General features: G+C 64.3%; 17 protein-coding genes. 12 read left to right on the top strand and 5 right to left on the bottom strand.

What is annotated here, in order from left to right; all coding sequences use genetic code 11:
• The first annotated feature begins 37 nt into the window (after positions 1-37).
• From AB0Y14_RS10005 to AB0Y14_RS09985, 5 genes are all read left to right on the top strand, one after another.
• Positions 38-2,278 (top strand): PTS fructose transporter subunit IIABC, encoded by a 2,241-nt coding sequence (locus AB0Y14_RS10005; protein ID WP_436589104.1) that lies wholly within the window; start codon positions 38-40, stop codon positions 2,276-2,278.
• A gap of 37 nt (positions 2,279-2,315) precedes the next feature.
• The gene (gene ptsP, locus AB0Y14_RS10000; protein WP_436589103.1) at positions 2,316-4,013 is read left to right on the top strand and encodes a phosphoenolpyruvate--protein phosphotransferase; all 1,698 of its coding nucleotides are present in this window, start codon (positions 2,316-2,318) and stop codon (positions 4,011-4,013) included.
• 64 nt (positions 4,014-4,077) lie between these two features.
• Positions 4,078-4,356: an HPr family phosphocarrier protein gene (locus AB0Y14_RS09995; RefSeq protein ID WP_129314870.1), complete on the top strand. Its 279-nt coding sequence runs from the start codon at positions 4,078-4,080 to the stop codon at positions 4,354-4,356.
• A 205-nt stretch (positions 4,357-4,561) separates the two neighbouring features.
• A complete protein-coding gene (locus AB0Y14_RS09990) occupies positions 4,562-5,674 on the top strand; it encodes a lipid II:glycine glycyltransferase FemX (protein ID WP_436589102.1) in 1,113 nt (370 codons plus the stop codon).
• A 79-nt stretch (positions 5,675-5,753) separates the two neighbouring features.
• Positions 5,754-7,862, top strand: coding sequence for a threonine/serine ThrE exporter family protein (locus AB0Y14_RS09985; protein WP_436589101.1), 2,109 nt, complete (start codon positions 5,754-5,756; stop codon positions 7,860-7,862).
• A gap of 18 nt (positions 7,863-7,880) precedes the next feature.
• Here AB0Y14_RS09985 and AB0Y14_RS09980 read toward each other — a convergent pair whose 3' ends face one another.
• Positions 7,881-8,561: a uracil-DNA glycosylase gene (locus tag AB0Y14_RS09980; RefSeq protein ID WP_436589100.1), complete on the bottom strand. Its 681-nt coding sequence runs from the start codon at positions 8,559-8,561 to the stop codon at positions 7,881-7,883.
• Between the two features lie 49 nt (positions 8,562-8,610).
• Here AB0Y14_RS09980 and AB0Y14_RS09975 point away from each other — a divergent pair, with 49 nt between their 5' ends.
• From AB0Y14_RS09975 to AB0Y14_RS09945, 7 genes are all read left to right on the top strand, one after another.
• A complete protein-coding gene (locus AB0Y14_RS09975; RefSeq protein ID WP_436589099.1) occupies positions 8,611-8,823 on the top strand; it encodes a DUF3263 domain-containing protein in 213 nt (70 codons plus the stop codon).
• Positions 8,824-8,929: 106 nt separating this feature from the next.
• A complete protein-coding gene (locus tag AB0Y14_RS09970; protein WP_436589098.1) occupies positions 8,930-9,658 on the top strand; it encodes a LytR C-terminal domain-containing protein in 729 nt (242 codons plus the stop codon).
• Positions 9,659-10,032: 374 nt separating this feature from the next.
• Entirely contained in the window at positions 10,033-11,670 is a 1,638-nt protein-coding gene (gene groL, locus AB0Y14_RS09965) for a chaperonin GroEL (RefSeq protein WP_436589097.1), read from the top strand.
• Between the two features lie 181 nt (positions 11,671-11,851).
• Entirely contained in the window at positions 11,852-13,120 is a 1,269-nt protein-coding gene (locus tag AB0Y14_RS09960) for an MFS transporter (protein ID WP_436589096.1), read from the top strand.
• A 44-nt stretch (positions 13,121-13,164) separates the two neighbouring features.
• Entirely contained in the window at positions 13,165-14,301 is a 1,137-nt protein-coding gene (gene rlmC / locus AB0Y14_RS09955; protein ID WP_436589095.1) for a 23S rRNA (uracil(747)-C(5))-methyltransferase RlmC, read from the top strand.
• 73 nt (positions 14,302-14,374) lie between these two features.
• A complete protein-coding gene (locus tag AB0Y14_RS09950; RefSeq protein WP_436589094.1) occupies positions 14,375-15,559 on the top strand; it encodes an isochorismate synthase in 1,185 nt (394 codons plus the stop codon).
• Between the two features lie 10 nt (positions 15,560-15,569).
• On the top strand, positions 15,570-16,532 hold the full coding sequence (locus AB0Y14_RS09945; protein ID WP_436589093.1) for an RNase H family protein: 963 nt from the start codon (positions 15,570-15,572) through the stop codon (positions 16,530-16,532).
• A 7-nt stretch (positions 16,533-16,539) separates the two neighbouring features.
• Here AB0Y14_RS09945 and AB0Y14_RS09940 read toward each other — a convergent pair whose 3' ends face one another.
• The 4 genes from AB0Y14_RS09940 to AB0Y14_RS09925 form a co-directional block, all read right to left on the bottom strand.
• Positions 16,540-16,830, bottom strand: a complete 291-nt coding sequence (locus tag AB0Y14_RS09940) for a WXG100 family type VII secretion target (RefSeq protein WP_436589092.1) — start codon at positions 16,828-16,830, stop codon at positions 16,540-16,542.
• Positions 16,831-16,967: 137 nt separating this feature from the next.
• Complete coding sequence (locus AB0Y14_RS09935; protein ID WP_436589129.1) at positions 16,968-18,398, bottom strand: sensor histidine kinase; 1,431 nt, start codon at positions 18,396-18,398, stop codon at positions 16,968-16,970.
• 75 nt (positions 18,399-18,473) lie between these two features.
• Entirely contained in the window at positions 18,474-19,181 is a 708-nt protein-coding gene (locus AB0Y14_RS09930; protein WP_238692325.1) for a response regulator transcription factor, read from the bottom strand.
• Positions 19,182-19,284: 103 nt separating this feature from the next.
• Positions 19,285-19,596, bottom strand: a complete 312-nt coding sequence (locus AB0Y14_RS09925; RefSeq protein ID WP_436589091.1) for a hypothetical protein — start codon at positions 19,594-19,596, stop codon at positions 19,285-19,287.
• Positions 19,597-19,696 lie beyond the last annotated feature (100 nt).

The following is a 19,696-nucleotide window of genomic DNA, read 5'->3' as shown; positions in this document are numbered from 1 at the left end:
ACCGTGCGACCGGGCCCGCACCATCAAGGAGAAGCTCATGTCCGAACTGATCACCGCAGATCTCGTGGTCTTGGATCAGAACCTGGGCGAGGACCGCTTCGACCTCATCAGGAATCTGTCCGAAAAAGTCGTCCAGCAAGGCCGGGCGACGTCCCTCGACGGTCTCTACGCGGACGCCAAGGCGCGCGAGTCCAAGACCGACACCGGGATCCCGGGCGGAATCGCTATTCCGCACTGCCGGTCGGAGGCGGTCACCGAGGCGACACTGGCCATGGCCAGGCCCGCACCCGGCGTCGACTTCGGGGCGAAGGACGGCCCTGCTGACCTCATCTTCTTCATCGCCGCGCCGGAAGGCGCCGACCAGGAACATCTCACGCTGCTGTCCAAACTGGCGCGCTCGCTCGTCAAGAAGAGCTTTGTGGCGTCCCTCCGTTCGGCCGAGGACCCGCAGGACGTCGTGGACCTGGTCAATGGCGCTCTCGGACTCGGCGGCGCAAGCGAGGCCTCCGAAGCCGGAGCGTCCGCGGACGCCGCGTCGTCGGACAAGGGCGAGCCGAGGGGCGGATCGAAGACGCCCACAGGCGAAGGATCCACGTCGCTGGCCGCCGGCGCCACGGCGGGCGCAGGGGCGGCCGCTGGCGTCGGTGCAGCCGCTGGCACTGGCGCATCGGGAGCTACCGCGGACGCTTCCACCGCTGACACAGCCGCGTCCCATGATGATCACGGGACGGAGCCCGCCACGGGGGACGCAGCCTCCAGAAGCGGCTCGACCGAAAAAAGACTCGTTGCCGTGACCGCGTGCCCCACAGGTATCGCCCACACCTACATGGCTGCGGATTCCCTGGCTCAGGTGGCCGAGGAAAAGGGCATCCGCCTCGACGTCGAGACCCAAGGGTCCTCGGGGAACGAAGCCCTGTCGCAGGAGACCATCGACGCCGCCGACGCGGTGATCTTCGCCGTGTCCGTCGACGTCCGGGACCGGGGGCGTTTCGCGGGCAAGCCGGTCATCGAATCCCCGGTGAAACGAGGTATTGACGAACCCGACGTCATGATCGACGAAGCGCTCGCGGCCTCGGAGGACCCGAACGCGCGCAGGGTGTCAGGCTCCAAGTCCGAGAATGCCTCCACGGCGTCGGACGAAGGAACGTGGGGCGGACGAATCTATCGCTCGCTCATGACGGGCGTCTCCTACATGATCCCGTTCGTTGCGGCGGGCGGTCTTCTGGTGGCCATCTCCTTCATCCTGGGCGGCTACGAGATTGCCAACAACGCCAACGACATTCTGGGGATCTCAGACGACGCCGTCACGGGGGACGGCGCGTCACTGTTCAACCTCGGAGACACGAGCCTTCTCCAGTACCTTGCCGCCGTGGCGAACGTGATCGGCAACTTTGCGATCGGGCTCCTGGTGCCGGCCTTGGCCGGGTACATCGCCTTCGGCATGTCGGGGAGACCGGGCATCGCTCCCGGATTCGCGGCCGGCCTGGTTGCCAATACCGTGGGCGCCGGCTTCCTGGGCGGGATCGTTGGTGGTCTCCTTGCCGGCGTCGTCGCCTACCTGCTGGCGAAACCGAAACTTCCTCGGTGGCTGGCCGGTATGATGCCGGTGGTCATCATCCCGTTGCTCGCGACCATGATCTCCAGTGGTCTGATGTTCCTGGTCCTGGGGCAACCGATTGCATGGATCATGACCGTGCTCAACGACTTCCTGATGTCGATGTCCGGCGCATCCGCCGTGGTCCTGGGCCTTATCCTGGGCGCGATGATGGGGGCGGACCTGGGCGGCCCGATCAACAAGGCCGCATACCTCTTCGCCACGGCCGGGCTCTCCGCCGGAAACGACGTCTCGAAGGAAATCATGGCCGCGGTCATCGCCGCCGGAATGGTCACGCCCCTGGCGATGGCGCTCGCGACGACGATCCGCAAGAAGTACTTCACCGAGGCAGAGATCTCGAACGGACGCGCGGCCTGGTTGTTGGGCGCGTCGTTCATCTCCGAGGGAGCCATTCCGTTCGCGGCGGCGGACCCGTTGCGCGTCATCCCGTCCTCGTTGGTCGGAAGCGCCGTCGCCGGTGCCGTGTGCATGGGGTCGCACGTCGCCTCACCCGCGCCCCACGGCGGCATCTGGATTGTGCTCCTGGTGGACAATTGGCCGATGTACCTGATCTCGGTTGTGATCGGAACGATCGTGACCGCCGCGATGTACCTGGTCCTCAAGGGCCTCGGCAACGCCAAGACCGGCAATGAAAAGGCCGACGAGGTAGCAGCAGCTTCCTGACAGTCGGCACGAGCTTCACGAGTAAGGACTGATAGCGATGAAGAAACTCACCGGAGTAGGCGTTTCCGCCGGGCGGGTCATCGGCCCCGTGCTGCAGATGCCCGAACCCATCCAGGAGCCGGCCGTCGGATCCACCCTGGGCGACGACCAGTCGCCCGAGGAAGCGGTCGAACGTCTCCAACAGGCGGCCGCCTCCGTCAAGGAGAACCTCAAGGAGCGTTCCGGACGGACCTCGGGCAATGCTGCCGCGGTTCTGAAGTCCACGGCCCTCATGGCCGGGGACAAGGCGCTGCTGAAGAGCGCGAGCAAGCTCGTGACCGGCAAAAACTACACCCCCGAGCGTGCGATCTGGGAAGCGGCAGGCTTGTACGCGGAACAGATGAAGGCCTTGGGCGGCTACATGGCCCAGCGTGTGACCGACATCCTCGACGTTCGGGCGCGCATCGTGGCGGAACTGACCGGTGAGCCCGCTCCCGGAATCCCCGAGTCCGAGGGCGCCTTCATCCTGATTGCGGAGGATCTGGCCCCGGCCGACACCGCGACGCTCGACCCCGAAAAGGTCATCGCCTTGGTGACCTCCGAGGGCGGGCCCCAGGCCCACACCGCGATCCTCGCCAGGGACCTGGGTCTCCCTGCCATTGTGGCCGCCAACGGTGCAACCGAGGTTCCGGAAGGCACGGTCGTCTACGTGGATGCAACCGACGGGACCATCGTCACGGAGCCCGGAGAAGCCGAAAAGCATCTGGCCGAGAAGTACGCCAACCGCAAGGCGATCCCGGAGTTCGACGGCGCGGGTGTCCTTGCCGACGGGACCGGTATCCCGTTGTACTCCAATGTCGGCAACGGAAAGGCGGCCCTGACCGCGGCGGAGAACCGGGCTCAGGGGATCGGCCTCTTCAGGACCGAATTCGCGTTCCTGAACAGGGAGGAAGAACCCTCGGTCGAGGAGCAGCAGGTCGAGTACAAGGCCGTTTTCGATGCATTCCCGGAGCAGCACGTCGTCGTACGGACGCTGGACGCGGGTGCAGACAAGCCTCTGCCCTTCCTCACGGATACCTCCGAGCCCAACCCGGCGTTGGGCGTCCGCGGTTACCGGACCGATTGGACGACCCCGGGCGTCCTGAAACGACAGCTCGAAGCGATCTCGGCCGCGGCGAAGGAGTCCAGCGCCGACGTCTGGGTCATGGCTCCGATGATTTCCACAGCCCCGGAGGCCAAGGACTTCGCGGCCATGCTCGATGAGGTCGGCCTCGGCGTGCACGGCGTCATGGTCGAGACCCCGTCTGCCGCAGTAACGGCAGAGGCGATCCTCCAGGAAGTGGATTTCGTCTCGATGGGAACGAACGACCTGACGCAGTACACGATGGCCGCGGACCGCCTCCTCGGGGCTTTGGCCGAGCTGAACAATCCGTGGCAGCCGGCGGTTCTGGAAATGATTCGGCTCACCGTCGAAGGCGCCCAGCGGGCCGAAAAATCGACCGGTCAGGAGAAGACAGTATCGGTCTGCGGCGAGGCCGCGGCCGATCCGGCGCTGGCCGTGGTTCTGGTCGGGATGGGTGTCAAGGCTCTTTCCATGAATACCCGTTCCTTGCCCGCCGTCGCCGCCGTCTTGAAATCCGTTACGCTGGAACAAGCACAACAGATTGCCTCCAAGGCCTTGGGCGCGCGATCTGCTGAAGAGACAAAGGATGTGGCTCGCGCGGAGCTGCCCATCCTTGATGACCTCGGTCTGTAATCAGTCCGGCATTTCAAGGGACGTTCCGACGCCCCGCCTGACCACATAATCAAGGAGAACAATCATGGCAGAACGTATCGCCACCATCGCCAGCCGAGTCGGACTGCACGCTCGACCGGCTGCGATTTTTGCCGAGGCTGCTGGCGACCTCCCCGTCGAGGTCACCATCGCCGCCGAGGGCGAGTCGGCTGATGAGGCAATGGACGCGTCGTCGATCCTGTCCCTCATGTCCCTGGGTGCCAAGCACGGCGACAAGGTAGTCCTGCGAGCCGAGGGCGAGGGTGCCGACGAGGCCTTGGACAGCCTGGTCAAGATTCTCGAAACGGATCACGACGCCGAATAGTCGGCGACGGCCGAGGTGCTCGACTCCTCGAGCCTGCCGGCCCAGCACTGAGCCCGAGCTCGTTGTCCACAGAAGACGACGATCTCGGGCCTTTGTGTGAGGACTTTCCGAATCTCCGCCGTAAACTGGTGGAGACCAGCCCGCGGCGCGGGAAAACCAACCATGGCGTGGGGCAATACCTCCGCGCACGGCAGATGAGGATTCTTTGCGACACTTCACCGCTCGATTCGCGACCGATCAGGAAATCGACAACTGGGATGACCACGTCACCTCCAACCCCAACGGTGGCAACCTCCTCCAGTCCGCGTCCTTTGCCTCGGTCAAGTCCGCACACGGGTGGAAGCCCGTGTTCATGGTTTACGAGGGTGTGACCGAAGTCGGCGAGGGGGACGACGTCGAGGAGCGAGAGGTCTCCAGCTACAACCTCGTCCTCGAGAAGAGCATTCCTCTCCTGGGCAAGATCTGGTACATGATCAAGGGGCCGGATGTCACCGACATTGAGGACATCCCCGCGATCATGGACGCCAACCGCGAATTTGTCCGCTCCAACGGCCTGAAGGTTTTCGCCATCAAGATCGAACCGGACATCGAGGATTCCGAATCTCGCAGCGCGTTCCTCCACCGTGCCGGCCTGGTCAAGCAGTTCAACATCCAACCCAATGACTCCACGGCGATTCTTCGTACGGACGCGGACGAGGAGACGGTGCTCAAGTCCCTTCACTCCCGCGGGCGGAACGCCGTGCGCCGCGCCACGCGTGAAGGGGCCGAAGTCGAACAGGTCGAACTCACGGAAGAGAACATGAAAAAGATGTTCTCCCTGATGGACACGGTCGGCCAGGGCAACGCGAACGTGAACCTGAGGTCTTTCGAGTACTACAAGCAGTTCTGGACCACCTTCGCCCGCGCCGGTCAGGGGCGCCTCTACTTCACGTACGAGGACGGCGAACCTTCCGTCGGCGCCTTCGTCATTCGATACGGGCGCAAGGGCACCTACAAGGACGGCGGGTCCAAGCCGCGTCGTCGCCAGTATGGGGACTCGCACCTGGTGCAGTGGATCGCACTGACGGACCTCATGACCGATTACGGGATCGAGGAATACGACTTCTGTGGGACGCCGCCCAAGGCGGAACTCAAGAACAAGGAACACGGCTACTACGGGTTGGGGCTGTTCAAGACCAGCTTCACGAAGACGGTGGTCGACTTCGTTGGTGTTTACGACCAGGTTCTGAACCCGACCGCGTACAAGGCCTGGGTGTCCGTGGTCGAACGCGTGGTGCGCCAGATCTGGTGGCGCCGTACCAAGCAGCCTTTCTACTGAGCCGACCCTCAGGTTCTCGCGAACCGATTCTCAGGGGCGCTCGGTAGCGTCGGAGTGAGTCATGTGCCTAGGAGGGAAGATGAGCGAAGGGCAAGGGGAGCAGCACCTTTCGGGTGCCTACCCTTCTGCGGACTTGCCGCACGAGTCCGGGTCCGAGGCCGACCCATTCGGCCCGGACGTCGCAGAAGACGTCTACACGGATCCGTTCTCCGGAAGTCACACGGCCCCCATCGCCTCCGACAGCACAACGGCCGAGCAATCCGCCGTGCCCACGACGAATCTTCTGGACGCTGACGGGGAATTCGGCGAGGACCCCCTGGCGGGACCGCCGACTCGGGCCGAACAGCAGTCGACGGGATTCCCTGCCGTCCGCAGATCCCAGATCCGGGACGAGCGGCTCGCGGAGATTCTCGGACGACCGGAGCATGGCGAGTCCGTTGCCGACCACGGCACGGTATCGGCCGGCGGTCGTACGGGATCCACCGCGTACGCCGAGGAGAACATCCAGCCCGAGACCGATGTCAGCAGCTTGGGCGCCGCGACCCAGGGATCCGGGGTCCAGGACGCCGAGCGGATCGCCGCCGTCAGGACCGCCCCGCAGGATGTCTTCCGCAATACCCAAGACCTGACCGGCAGCTATGCGGCGGGCGCGCAGACAGCGCCGGCGGAACAACCGATAGCTCGTGCCAGCTATCCTTCCGCCGAGGCTCCGACCGCCCGGCCGTCGCAGCCCCGTCGCGGCATCGGCTTGCGCCGGATGATGCGGTCCGAAAACTTGCCCACGGCCCCCATGAGGGTGGTCGAAAGGCTCGCGAACTCGCCCTTCGCCAACCCGCGGCGTCGCAAGGAGAACACCGAGGCACGGAAAACGCTCAATTTCGCGTTGCGCATGGCGGAGACCATGTTCCACTTCGGTGCCGATTCCCGCGACGTCGAGACGGCCATCGTCGCGACGTGTGCGACCTACGGCGTCGAGGACGTCGACATCGACATCACCAACCAGTCGGTGATCATCAACTACATTTCCGAGTACGGAATCCACTCGGGTGCGAATGAGGCGACGAACGAGAACGGCGGCGTTTTCAGTCACACCGTGGTTCGTGTGGTCCGGTCCTGGTCCGACAACTACGCCGGGCTGACCGAGACCCACCGCCTGGTCAAGACGATCACCAACGGTGAACTTTCCCGGTCCGAGGCGGAAGCGCGGCTCAACCGTATCCTGTCCAAGCCCAAGCCTTATCCGCGCTGGCTGGTGAGCCTCTGCAATTCTCTGGCGGCCGCGGCCCTGACGATCGGTATCGGTGGTACGTGGCCTGGCGCCATCGTCTCCTTCGTGACGTTTGCCCTCGTCCAGGTAATTGCGGGGAAACTGGCCTCGTGGAGGATTCCTTCCTTCTTCACCATGGCGGCGTGTTCCGCCGTGGTCACGCTCATCGCGATGGCTCTGTGGGCGATCGGTGCACCCATTTCTCCGCCGCACATTGTCGCCTCCGGCCTGATCATGCTCCTGCCGACGCTGACCCTGGTATCGACCATTCAGGACGCGATCAACGGGTTCCCCGTGACATCGGCAGGGAGGCTGGTCGCCACGGGGTTGTCATTCCTCGGGCTGATCGTCGGCATCGCGATCGCCATCTCGATCACCAGCTATGCCGGATTCGAGGAGATCAAGGTGGACAGCGTGATCTTCTCCGGGGCGCAACCGTTGGTCAACATCATCTTCATGCTTATCGCAACGGCTCTGATCGCCGTGACGGTCCAGGTGAAACCCGAACATATTCTCTACGGGGTATTCAGCGCCTTCTGTGGCCTGATGGTCTACCACCTCTTCGGGTGGCTGGGTGCGGGCGGTCGCATGATCTCGATGCTCGGCGCGATCGGTGTGGGTTCCGCTTCCGCCCTCATTGCACAGCGGCGGGTCATCCCGCAGGTTGTCATTGCCGTTCCCGGGCTGACGTTCTTGCTCCCCGGACTGACCATTTTCCGCGGTATGTACACACTGACGGTCAATATCGACCCGGTCACCGGGATCATCCCCATGCTCAACGCCGGGGCGATCATTATGTCGATGGCCGCGGCGGTCGTCCTCGGTAATTACCTGATGCGCCCACTGATGAGCAAGGACCCGCAAGTCACGCGAAGGCTCGTCCGTAGAAGGAAACAGCAACCGGAGCCACTGGGCAACTAAAGCCGGCGTCGTCGAGAGCTACTGGATGCGCCAATCGACCGGTTCGAGCCCCAGGGAATCCAGATGCTGATTGGCAGTGCTGAATGGCCGCGATCCGAAGAATCCTCGGGATGCCGACAGGGGAGAGGGGTGCACTGACTCGACCTTCGGTACGTCCGGCCCAAGCTGGGCACCGGCATTCCGGGCGTCCCTGCCCCACAGAATCGCGACGAGAGGCTTGTGGCGTGCACCCAGGGCTTGGATGGCGGCGTCGGTGACTGATTCCCACCCCTGGTTTCTGTGGGACCCGGCCTCGCCCTCGCGCACCGAAAGGCATCGGTTGAGGAGCATGACTCCCTGCCGTGACCACGCCGTCAGATCCCCATGCTGGGCGGGCGGAATGCCGAGGTCCGATTCCAGCTCCTTGTAAATATTTCCCAAGGAACGGGGCAATGGGCGCACGTGGGGCTGGACGGAGAAGGAGAGCCCCATCGCATGACCCGGTGTCGGGTACGGATCCTGACCGATGATGAGGACTCTGACTGAATCCATGGGCTCCTGGAAGGCGCGGAACACCTGGTCGGCAGCCGGAAAGGTGCGGTGTCCCGCGGAATGCTCGGCCCGCAGGAAGTCGCCCATGCGTCGAATCGTCGGCTCGACGGGTTCGAGGGCCTCGGCCCAGTCACGGGCCATGATCTCGGACAGCGGCTGAGCGCCCACGGTTGCTCCCTGGTTCGTGTACGACGACGGTGGTCCCTAGACTATCCTCGTGGAGTCCCTGACCGAAGCCGAGCGCGCCATCCTTGAGATGGAGAAGAGAACCTGGAAATATCCGGGTGCCAAGGAGCGTGCCGTGCGCCGGGAACTCGACATGTCGGCGACCGAATATTATATGCGCCTCAACCGCCTGATCGACGATGTGCGCGCCATTCGGGAGGAGCCGGCACTGACCCGGAGACTCAGGCAACGGCGGGATCCCTGAGGATCTTCGTCGCGCGTGCAGAATTTGACCAGCCGGGCCGGATATCGTGGATGCTTGACCGATGCGCGGCCGAGCGTAAGCAACCCCGAAAACGACGAGGACACTGATGGCCGAGTACGAACACGATGAATTCGACGACGTCCCTGCGGATTCGCCCCGCCGCGGGGCATACCGTGGCGAGGTGCCCGAGAAAACCCGCGGTTACAAGCATCTTGCGGCCTTGATCGTCGCCGGCGTCTGCGCGCTCGTTCTGGGCGGCGTGTTCTTCCTGCTCTCCCCGAAACTTGCCTCGCCCGAGTCGGCGAGTGCCACGAAGTCGTCCTCGAGCAGCCAGTCTTCCTCGGAATCCTCTTCGCAGGCTGGGGACAGCGGAGGTTCGTCCGAGACCGAACCCGATTCTTCGACCTCGCTCGCGGTGTACAACCAAGGCGCGGCGGAAGGTACGGCGACCGATGCCGCGTCGACCCTGACGGACGCCGGCTGGAAGGTGGCCGATGTCAGCAACTGGGACGGCCCGTCCCAGGACTCCACCGTGGTCTTCTACACCGACGGCAATGAGGACCAGGCCAAAGCGGTAGCCGACAAGCTGAACATCGACAACGTCAAGCCGGCCACCGGTTCCGGCTACGACGTCGTGGTCGTTCTCTCCGATGACGGCGGGTCTTCCGCCGAATCCGGTCAGGACGGCGGGAACGCCGAGCAGGGATCCGGAAGCGCGGGAGAGGACGCCGGAGGATTGGGCCAGGATTCCGGGATCACGGGCCAAGACGGCACTGGTATCGGTCAGGACTCCGGGATTCCGGGCCAGGATTCCGGGATCGCGGGCCAGCAGTAAATCGGCATGGCCCGGCAGCTTTTGGCCCCGGGCCGTCCGAACATCGGCACGATGACGAGAGGTGTTCGAAACGGCCGATCCCACGGATGTGCTGTGAGCGAAGAGCCGTCGCCGTCTGTGGAGAACGTTTGCACTCTCCGTCGTCGAGTGCCAAGATTGGACTTAGCACTCATCCACCTCGACTGCTAAATACGCCGCTTGGACCGGCCGATTGCTGGCTGGGCGGCAGGCGTCGCGGATCGATGGGCAAAGACACAGTCACCACGGTGAGGTGTGGGATCAGGTCGCCCAGAGCGTGGTCTGGTCACCAGCCGTCCGTCGCGGGCACCGTGGCTGATGTATCCGTCTACCGTCCAGGAGGGACGTAAGCCACCATGGCAAAACTGATTGCTTTTGATGAAGAGGCACGGCGCGGACTCGAGAAGGGTCTGAACACCCTCGCCGACGCGGTCAAGGTCACGCTTGGGCCCCGCGGTCGCAACGTTGTGCTGGAGAAAAAGTGGGGTGCCCCCACGATCACCAACGACGGCGTTTCCATCGCACGTGAGATCGAGCTGGAAGATGCGTACGAGAAGATCGGCGCCGAGCTCGTCAAGGAAGTTGCCAAGAAGACCGATGACATCGCGGGCGACGGCACGACCACCGCGACCGTCTTGGCCCAGGCTCTGGTTCGCGAGGGCCTCCGCAACGTTGCGGCAGGCGCGGATCCGCTGTCTCTCAAGCGCGGCATTGAAAAGGCCGTCGAGGCCGTGACCAAGGAACTGCTCTCCTCCGCCAAGGAGATCGAGACCGAGGAAGAGATCGCGGCCACCGCTTCGATCTCGGCCGGTGACCCCGAGATCGGCAAGCTCATCGCGCAGGCGATGGAGAAGGTCGGCAAGGAAGGTGTCATCACCGTCGAGGAGTCGAACACCTTCGGGCTCGATCTCGAACTGACCGAAGGTATGCGCTTCGACAAGGGCTTCCTCTCCGGTTACTTCGTGACCGACGCCGACCGCCAGGAAGCGGTCCTCGAGGACCCCTACATCCTCATCGTCAACTCCAAGATCTCCAACGTGAAGGACTTGGTCCCCGTGCTGGAGAAGGTCATGCAGTCCGGCAAGCCGCTGCTGATCATTGCCGAGGACATCGAGGGCGAGGCCCTGGCCCTCCTGGTCTTGAACAAGATGCGTGGCTCCATCAAGTCCGCGGCCGTCAAGGCGCCGGGCTTCGGTGACCGTCGCAAGGCTCAGCTGGCCGATATCGCCGTCCTGACCGGCGGCCAGGTCATCACCGAAGAGGTTGGTCTCTCCCTCGAGACCGCGACCCTTGACCTGCTGGGCCAGGCCCGCAAGGTGGTCGTGACCAAGGATGAGACCACCATCGTCGACGGTGCGGGTTCCGCCGAGGAGATCGAGGGCCGTGTGGCCCAGATCCGCGCGGAGATCGCCAACACCGATTCGGACTACGACCGCGAGAAGCTCCAGGAGCGCCTGGCGAAGCTCGCCGGCGGCGTGGCCGTCCTCAAGGCTGGTGCCGCGACCGAGGTCGAACTCAAGGAGCGCAAGCACCGCATCGAGGATGCAGTCCGCAACGCCAAGGCAGCAGTGGAAGAAGGCATTGTCTCCGGCGGCGGCGTGGCACTCATCCAGGCCGGTGTGCGTGCTTTCGATTCCCTCAGCCTTGAAGGAGACGAAGCAACCGGCGCGAACATCGTCAAGGTGGCCGTGGATGCTCCGCTCAAGCAGATCGCAACGAACGCTGGTCTCGAGCCCGGAGTCGTGGCGGACAAGGTTCGTGGACTCGAGCAGGGTTACGGTCTGAACGCTGCAACCGGGGACTACGAGGACCTCATGACCGCGGGCATCAACGACCCGGTCAAGGTGACCCGCTCGGCACTGCAGAACGCCGCATCCATTGCAGGACTGTTCCTGACCACCGAGGCCGTCGTTGCCGACAAGCCCGAGAAGAACGCCGGCGGTGCCGGTGCCGAGGGCATGGACGGAATGGGCGGCATGGGCGGCATGATGTAGTCATCGGCCCTCCGGGCCCTTGCCCGGATGCCTCCGAGGCCCCGCACGAGCTCGACTCGTGCGGGGCCTTTTTCTGCGTTCCAGGCCTTCCGGAGCGTGAGAATGACGTGGATGCGTCATGTTCTGCCGGTCGGGGTAAGGTGGGCAACCGGAAAAATCCATCGAGGAGCGGGGACGACGGGTGGGGAGCACGAAGAGCAAGGCCTGGTTGTGGGCGCTGGTTGCCTTCATGTTCTTCTCCCAGACGGGTCTCAACATCGCCAGGCCGCAGATGAGCTACAAGCTCATAGCCCTCGGTGCGCCACCGTTCACGATTGGTCTGGTGACCTCTGCCTACGCGATTGTCCCCGTATTTGCCGCGATCGCTATGGGACGGCTGGCCCAGAGGATCAAGAGATTGCGGCTCCTCGTTCTCGGGGGCGGACTGCTCATCGCGGTGGGTACCGCGATGCTCGCCGTCGTCGATGGCGTGGGAACCATCGCGTGCGCCAGCCTCGTCTTTGGTATGGGGCACCTCGTCTCCCAAATCGGCTCACAGTCAGCGGTCTCCAGGTATGCGTCCGACTCCGGCCTGGACCAGGGGTTCGGCTGGATTACCGCGGGGTTGTCTGCCGGTCAGCTCGTCGGGCCGCTGATCGGTGGCTGGGTTCTGGGGCTCCACGCCGACCCGAGCGAAGCGCAGAGGCTCGATGACATTGCGATCGCCTCGTGGATCGGTGCCGGGTGCGCCCTGATCTCCATTGTTTTCATGCTCCTTCCCGTGGTGAAGGCCTCGTCCCATCCGCAGACCGAGGGCTCGCAAACGCAGAATGCCGACATGGAGGATGCCCCAGAGGCAGCGGAGCCCGCCGCGTCGAAGGCCACCACCAGGAGAATTCTCGGGACGCCCGGAGTCGCCTCACACATCCTGGCGTCCATGGCCATGCTCTCGATCATGGACATCCTGACCTCATTCCTTCCGCTGGTGGGCGAACAGCACGGGGTGGCTCCCGTCTGGGTCGGCATCCTCTTGGCCGCCCGCAGTCTTGCCTCGATCGTGTCCCGATCGATGATCTCCGTCCTTTCCGCCCGGTGGAACAGAACGAAGTTGGTGTTGGTCTCTCTCGTGCTGAGTTCCCTCACGGTGGCCGCCGTTCCACCCATCATGTCCGTGATTCCTGCGGCGCTCGTGTTGCTCCTGGTCGGAGGCTTCTTCATCGGACTCGCACAGCCTCTGACGATGACGATGATCATCAAATCCGTGCCGACCACGTGGAGGTCTCCCGCGCTCGCGGTGCGCCTGACCGGCAACAGAGTGGGGCAGGTCCTGATTCCGCTGGTGGCCGGCGCCGTCGTCGCGCCCGTGGGACCCGCCGGTGCCATGTGGTTGACCTGCGCACTGCTCCTGGGGTCGGCAGGGGAGAAAGCGTTCCGATATTCGCGACAAGGAGCCACGAATGCTGACCTCTGATCCGGATCTGGGGACTCGGCTTCGCGGGTTACCATGGGGTCACCATGCAATGCGATGATTTCGACGCCGGCACCTGCCGGTCCTGTTCCCTGATGGGGATCCCGTATCGCACCCAACTTCAGGACAAACAGAATCAGGTCGAGGCATTGTTGGCCGAATTCGAGGGAGTCGATTGGTCGGCTCCCGCGGGGAGCGCCGAATCCGGTTTCCGGAACAAAGCCAAGATGGCCGTTTCGGGTACCGTGAACCATCCGATGCTGGGAATCCTCGACCGGGGAGGGCGCGGCATCGATCTGTCCGAGTGCGGGCTCTACCCCGAGCCCGTCCTGCACTGCATGCCCGTGCTCAAATCCCTCATTCGGTCCCACGGCCTGACACCCTACGACGTGCCCTCACGGCGAGGTGAACTCAAGAACATCTTGGTGACGGTTTCACCTGATGGGGAGGTCATGATCCGATTCGTGCTGCGGAGCAAGAAGCTTGTGGTCCCGATACGTCGCGCCATGCCAGATCTGCGGCGCGCTCTTCCGCACGTCCGTGTCGTCAGCGCGAATATTCTGCGCGAACACAAGGCTCTCCTCGAAGGCGACGAAGAAGTGCCGCTCACAGATGAGCAGTTGTTGCCGATGCGACTCAACGGCCTCACGCTGAATCTCAGGCCTCAGGGTTTCTTCCAGACCAATTCGCGGATTGCGGCGGGAATGTACGAGCAAGCTGCGGCCTGGGCCGCCCAACGAAGGCCGGACAGGGTCTGGGACCTGTACTGCGGCGTCGGAGGATTCGCTCTCCACGCGGCACGGCGGCTCGGGCCGCGGAGCACGGTTCGCGGCGTGGAGATCAGCACCCAAGCCATTCAGGCGGCTAGGGCCAGTGCGGCGGAGGCCGGCCTGGACAATGTCACATTCGACGACGCCGACGCGGGGACTTTTGCCGCCGGCTCTGCCGAGAGCCCGGACATGATGATGGTCAACCCGCCCCGGCGAGGACTCGGACCGACGATGACGGAATGGATCGAGGCCAGCGCGACGAGCACTCTCATGTACTCGAGCTGCAATGCTCGTTCGCTGGTCAAAGACCTGCGGGCGTTGTCGTCGTTCAGGCCTCGGGAAGCGAAGATGTTCGACATGTTTCCCCAGACCAACCACTACGAGACGATGGTTCTGCTCGAGCGGGTGAACTGACGGTACGGCCGGATATCCCGGCGGAAAACTTGGAACGTCACGGCACGGGCACCGTGGAAGAGGAAGGACGACGATGAACTGGACGGACGCGAGCGGCGCCGAGGCAGTGGGGGCCGCTGCCCCCGGTGCCGTCCCCGACGAATCCGGCGTGCGGGGGACCGAGGGCGGCATGCCCGATTTCGCGTTGTCCACGGGGCGCGGAACGCTCGAAACTTCGGGCGTCCGCGAACGCGTTTCCGAGGGCCGGGCTGCTCAGGCCGCGGCAGAGCACGAATCGGTCGTTGTCGGTATGCTGCCTTTTGACCCAGAGGGCGAGCCGCTGCTGTTCGTGCCCGAGCGCGCCGCATGGACGGCCAGGGACCAGACACCTGCGTCCCCGTCCGATGTCGCCCGACCGACGGCGGCCCACGGGGTCGACAGCCAGATGTACCGTGATGCCGTGGCACTGGCCGTGGCCCGGATCCACGAGGGAGCCCTGAACAAGGTCGTCCTGTCCAGGGCATTGGACCTCTGTTACGACGCTCAGCCCATCCGCCCCGAAGCGGTGTACAGAAATCTTCTCGCGCTGTACCCGACCGCGTATGTTTTCTCCGTCCGAAACCCCTCGACGGGGGAGTACGTGATGGGGGCGAGCCCCGAACTCGTGGTGGGGGTCGAAAACGGCCGGTGTTCGACCCACCCGTTGGCGGGATCGTCCGCCCGGCGAACGGCGGACGGCCCGACCGAGGACGCCCAAGCGGGGGAAGCTCTGTTGCGGTCCGCGAAGGACCGGGCGGAGCACGCAACCGTGGTCGACGACATCGCCGCGCGTCTGGGGCCGTTGTGTGCCTCATTGGCGGTTCCACCTGCCCCGACGCTGTTGGCCACGCCCCAATTGTGGCATCTCGGGACGGCCATGAGTGGGACACTGCGGCCAGGCGTGACGGCATTGAACGCGGCCCGTGCCGTGCATCCGACCCCCGCGATCTGCGGGATGCCCCGGAAGGAGGCGTTGGACCTCATCCGAGAGGTCGAACCTTACGAACGGGGTTTCTACGGAGGCCTCGTGGGGTGGATGGACCAGCACGGCAACGGCGAATGGGCCCTCAACCTCAGGAGCGGCAGAGTGGGAGAGGGGCATGCAACCCTCTGCGCAGGAGCCGGAATCGTCTCCGGGTCCACGCCTCAGGACGAACACCACGAAACTGCCGTGAAGCTCTCGACGTTCCTGGCCGCCCTCGGCCTGGACCTCGACGACGTCGAAGCCGTCGCTGGGTAAAGTGGGGACAATGAGCACACAAGGCGCGACCACGGACCCGACGGGCGACGAAGAAACTGGCGAGGCCTCGCCGCGAGGTGCCCACGACGCCGTGATCGTGGCCGCCGCCGATGGCTCGGCCCTCGGGAATCCGGGACCCGCCGGGTGGGCCTGGTACGTGGACGATGGCTCCTGGCAGGCCGGCGGCTGGCCCCACGGGACCAACAACATGGGGGAACTGAAAGCTGTTCTCGCTCTCTTGCAGGCCACGGCAGACCACCCGGAGAGACCGCTGCGCATACTGTGCGACAGCAAGTACGTCATCAATTGCATCACCCAGTGGATGCCCGGTTGGAAAGCGAAGGGCTGGAAGAAGAAGGACGGAAAACCCGTTCTGAACAGGGATCTGCTGGAAGAGCTCGATCGCGCCCTGGCCGGGCGCAAGTACGAATTCGAATGGGTCAAGGGTCACGCCGGGCATCAGCTCAACGAGGCGGCGGACGAACGTGCCCGGGCCGCGGCTACCGCGTTCCAGAACGGTCAGGACCCGGAGACAGGGCCCGGGTTCGTCCCCGGTGCCGCCGGGGACGAACCCGCGAGCGCAGACAACGCATCCACGGAAGCGGGGAACAAGCCCTCCCGCCCGCAGGAGAAATCCGCGCAGGCCGTCGTCGAGCACGAGAAGCTCCTGAGCGATCGCGAGACCTGGGCCGATGCTCAGCGTCTTGCGCCGCTGCTGGCAGAAGACCTCGTGTGGGTCACGGTGAGGGGCCGACTGGCCGACAAAACGGCCGCCATCAACTATCCGGAACAGGCCTTCGCGCTCGATGGGGAGCCGGATCTCGTCCGGGCCCACGCGGTGTCGGAAGACACCGGGCTGGTCGTCAGCAACGTCAGGACGGCGCGTGGGCCAGCGGTTCGGTCGAGTCTGTGGACCCGAACCGCGCGTGGCGCCTGGACCCTCGCCATGCGTCAGGACACCCTCGAGCTCTGATCCGTGACTACCCGGCGAAGAGCGATGCGTTCGCCGCTTCCGTCTCGGCGTAATTGGCTCCAGCGTTGGACAGGGCCGTGTTGATCTGGCCGATGGATTCCTCGACCTGGGCCTGGGTGGCTCTCCACGCGGAAAGAACCTCCTGGAAATTTGCCGCCGCGGAACCGGTCCAACTGGACTGGAGATCTTGCAGTGATGACGTCATGCCGTTGACCTCAGACGAGATGCGCTCGACGTAACCGTGCGCCTCCGCCGTCTTGGCCGCGATGACTTCCGAATCAACCACGAATTGGGCCATGTCTTCCTCCTGATCTCGTGGCGCTGATGCGCCCCCGTGCCGGCCGGAACGGGCCGGTGACAGGAGGCTAAGCCGTCACGTCCTTGGCAGGATCATGGCGCTCCGCGATAAATCACCGTTCGCGGGACAGCCAACGGTCAGGAAGGGATTTCCCCGGTCTGTGGATGAGCGGATCCGTCCTCGGCGTCGGGGGCGTGCTGCGGAACCTGGACGACCATCGTGGCGCCTCCACCGGGGGACTCCTCGACACGGACGGATCCATTGTGCTGAGCGATGATGGCGGCCACGATGGCCAGACCGAGCCCGGTGCCGCCGGTGTCTCGCGCTCGCGATTCGTCGGACCTGTAGAAGCGTTCGAAAACCTTTTGCATTTCGTCGCCCTGGATTCCCGGTCCGTGGTCCACGACCTTGACGACGGAGAGGAACTGTCCATCGATGCCGGGGCGGGACCCCACGGCTATTTCTATGGGAGTCCCCTCCGGCGTGTAGCGCAGGGCATTGGTCACCAGGTTTGCGAGAACCTGTCGAAGACGCGGCTCATCGCCCAGAACAGGTGCGGGCAGGCCCGGGCCCGAATCCAGGCCGACGACGGCGATCTCTCGCTCCGGCGCCGAGGCCGCGGCGTCGCCGGCGGCGTCGTTCGCCAGATTCAAAAGGTCCACCTGGGTCATCTCCATCGCGCGACGCTCGTCGATGCGGGCGAGCATCAGGAGGTCTTCGACCAGCTGTCCCATCCGTTTTGACTCCGCTTCGATGCGGGACATCGCCTTGGCGACGTCCTCATCCGTCTGCAGGGCTCCGTGCCTGTAGAGCTCGGAGTATCCGCGAATCGAGACGAGAGGAGTTCGCAATTCGTGGGAGGCGTCTCCGACGAAACGACGCATCTTGACCTCCGAGCGCTTCTGGGCATCGAAGGCCTCCTCGATTCGCGTCAGCATGACGTTGAGCGACAGCGAGAGCTGACCAATCTCCGTACGGGGGTCGTGACGTTCGATGCGTTGGGACAGATCGCCGGCCGCGATGCGGGCCGCCGTGCGTTCCACGCGCGTCAACGGTTCGAAGGCTCGCGTGACCAGAACCCAGGCCAGGGCCGCGGCGGCTGCGAGGGTCGCGAGCCCGAAGGCGAGGGTCAGGAGGCCGACAAGGGTCACCACAGCGTTGGTCTGCGTCAGGGGTGTGGCGATGATGACCGTGTATCCGGAGTCGTCGGTCGCCAGAGGAAGGATCCGCCACTCGGTGTCGCCGTTGTTGCTCGGCACGGTCAGGCCCTGGCCGTTGTAGCGCATCCCGTTCTCGTGGTTCCAGCCATTCAGGCGTGGAGACGAGTTGCCGTCGTCCGCGACGATGGAACTGACCAGGTTGCCGTCCGAATCCATCAAGTACGCCGAATAGCGGAACCCGGGACCGTTCGAGGATACGGCCTTGTCATTGCCCAAGTACTTGGTCAACGACGAGGAACTGGACTTCATCTCGGTGTCGATCTGCTGAACCAGTTGTCCTCGCAGAGCCGAAATGGCCACCAGGCTCGTGACGGCGATGGCCAGGGCGAGCAGAAATCCGGTCAGCATGACCAATTGGGTGCGCAGGGACAGCGCGCCCAATTTGGATTGTCGTACTCGGTTGGTGACGGAGTACACCACGGACTAGTGCTTGGTTGTCCGCAGGAGGTAGCCGACGCCGCGCTTGGTATGGATCAGCGGAGGCAAGGACTTGTCGTTGTCGATCTTGCGGCGCAGGTAGGAGATGTAGGACTCGACGATCGAGGCGTCACCGTTGAAATCGTATTCCCAGACGTGGTCCAGGATCTGCGCCTTGGACAGAACCCGGTTCGGGTTCAGCATCAGGTAACGGAGGAGCTTGAATTCCGTGGGGGACAGATCGATTTCACGATCGCCGCGGTAGACCTCATGGGCGTCGTCGTCGAGGACCAGGTCCTCGACGTGCAGCCGGGAATCCTCCTCCTCGAGTGCCTGCGTCCGGCGCAACACCGCACGGATGCGCGCCACGACCTCGTCCAGGCTGAACGGTTTGGTGACGTAGTCGTCCCCGCCGACGGTCAAACCGGTGACCTTGTCCTCGGTGTCGTCCTTCGCCGTCAGGAAGAGGATGGGGAATACCAGACCGGTTGCTCGGATCTTGCGAGTCACGGTGAACCCGTCCATGTCCGGCAGCATGACGTCCATGACGGCGAGATCGGGGGCATCGGCCGTCGCCTTGTCGAGAGCCTCGCGACCGTTAGCGGCCGTGATCACCTCGAATCCCGCGAACCTCAACGAGGTGGCGAGGAGCTCGAGAATGTTGGGCTCATCGTCGACGACTAGCAGCTTGGCTTCTGACTGTTGTGCTTTCACGGGTTCAAGTCTGACCCAACTATCTGAATAGACGCTGGGCATTGGTCAGGGGAATCCTGGTTCAGGTCTGGGCGGCTCCGGGTCGGAAGCCCTTGTCAGACGGTCAGAGCGATCTGCGTCGCCTGGCAGCGAGGACCAGCGCGACGATGAGAAGGACGAATGCGATCGGAAGACCGATCAGGGGCACCTGAGTCAAAAAGCTCCACGGGTGGAAGCCCGACCACTTCAGAATCAGCATGACGACGCCGCAGACCACGCACAGCACAGCGATGATTGCAGCGAGACCCGCGAACCAGGTGAATGCTCTGGACTCCGCCGCGTCCGTTCCCGGCTGCGAATCCTCAACCGAATCGTCCGTGGCAGCACGGTCGGAGCTCAGCGGCGAGTTCGCGCGGGGGGAAGAGGAATTTTTCATGGCTTCAACGGTACCGCTTTTTCGGGGGTTCGAGCCCGCACGGAGGACTGGCCCCCTGTATAATGGGTACTTCAGGCTTTCGCGCACAGGAATCGCTCGT

The organism is Rothia sp. HC945 (assembly GCF_051370785.1).
GTDB lineage: Bacteria > Actinomycetota > Actinomycetes > Actinomycetales > Micrococcaceae > Rothia.
The sequence above is the reverse complement of the archived record's forward strand: the minus strand, read 5'-3'. Positions and strand labels throughout refer to the sequence as shown.

What these genes read in the sequence shown, in the direction of transcription:
- AB0Y14_RS10005 (WP_436589104.1), top strand. Translation starts at nt 38, where the DNA reads ATGTCCGAACTGATCACCGCAGATCTCGTGGTCTTGGATCAGAACCTG.
- ptsP (WP_436589103.1), top strand. Translation starts at nt 2,316, where the DNA reads ATGAAGAAACTCACCGGAGTAGGCGTTTCCGCCGGGCGGGTCATCGGC.
- AB0Y14_RS09995 (WP_129314870.1), top strand. Translation starts at nt 4,078, where the DNA reads ATGGCAGAACGTATCGCCACCATCGCCAGCCGAGTCGGACTGCACGCT.
- AB0Y14_RS09985 (WP_436589101.1), top strand. Translation starts at nt 5,754, where the DNA reads ATGAGCGAAGGGCAAGGGGAGCAGCACCTTTCGGGTGCCTACCCTTCT.
- AB0Y14_RS09970 (WP_436589098.1), top strand. Translation starts at nt 8,930, where the DNA reads ATGGCCGAGTACGAACACGATGAATTCGACGACGTCCCTGCGGATTCG.
- groL (WP_436589097.1), top strand. Translation starts at nt 10,033, where the DNA reads ATGGCAAAACTGATTGCTTTTGATGAAGAGGCACGGCGCGGACTCGAG.
- rlmC (WP_436589095.1), top strand. Translation starts at nt 13,165, where the DNA reads ATGCAATGCGATGATTTCGACGCCGGCACCTGCCGGTCCTGTTCCCTG.
- AB0Y14_RS09950 (WP_436589094.1), top strand. Translation starts at nt 14,375, where the DNA reads ATGAACTGGACGGACGCGAGCGGCGCCGAGGCAGTGGGGGCCGCTGCC.
- AB0Y14_RS09945 (WP_436589093.1), top strand. Translation starts at nt 15,570, where the DNA reads ATGAGCACACAAGGCGCGACCACGGACCCGACGGGCGACGAAGAAACT.
- AB0Y14_RS09940 (WP_436589092.1), bottom strand. Translation starts at nt 16,830, where the DNA reads ATGGCCCAATTCGTGGTTGATTCGGAAGTCATCGCGGCCAAGACGGCG.
- AB0Y14_RS09935 (WP_436589129.1), bottom strand. Translation starts at nt 18,398, where the DNA reads ATGCTGACCGGATTTCTGCTCGCCCTGGCCATCGCCGTCACGAGCCTG.
- AB0Y14_RS09925 (WP_436589091.1), bottom strand. Translation starts at nt 19,596, where the DNA reads ATGAAAAATTCCTCTTCCCCCCGCGCGAACTCGCCGCTGAGCTCCGAC.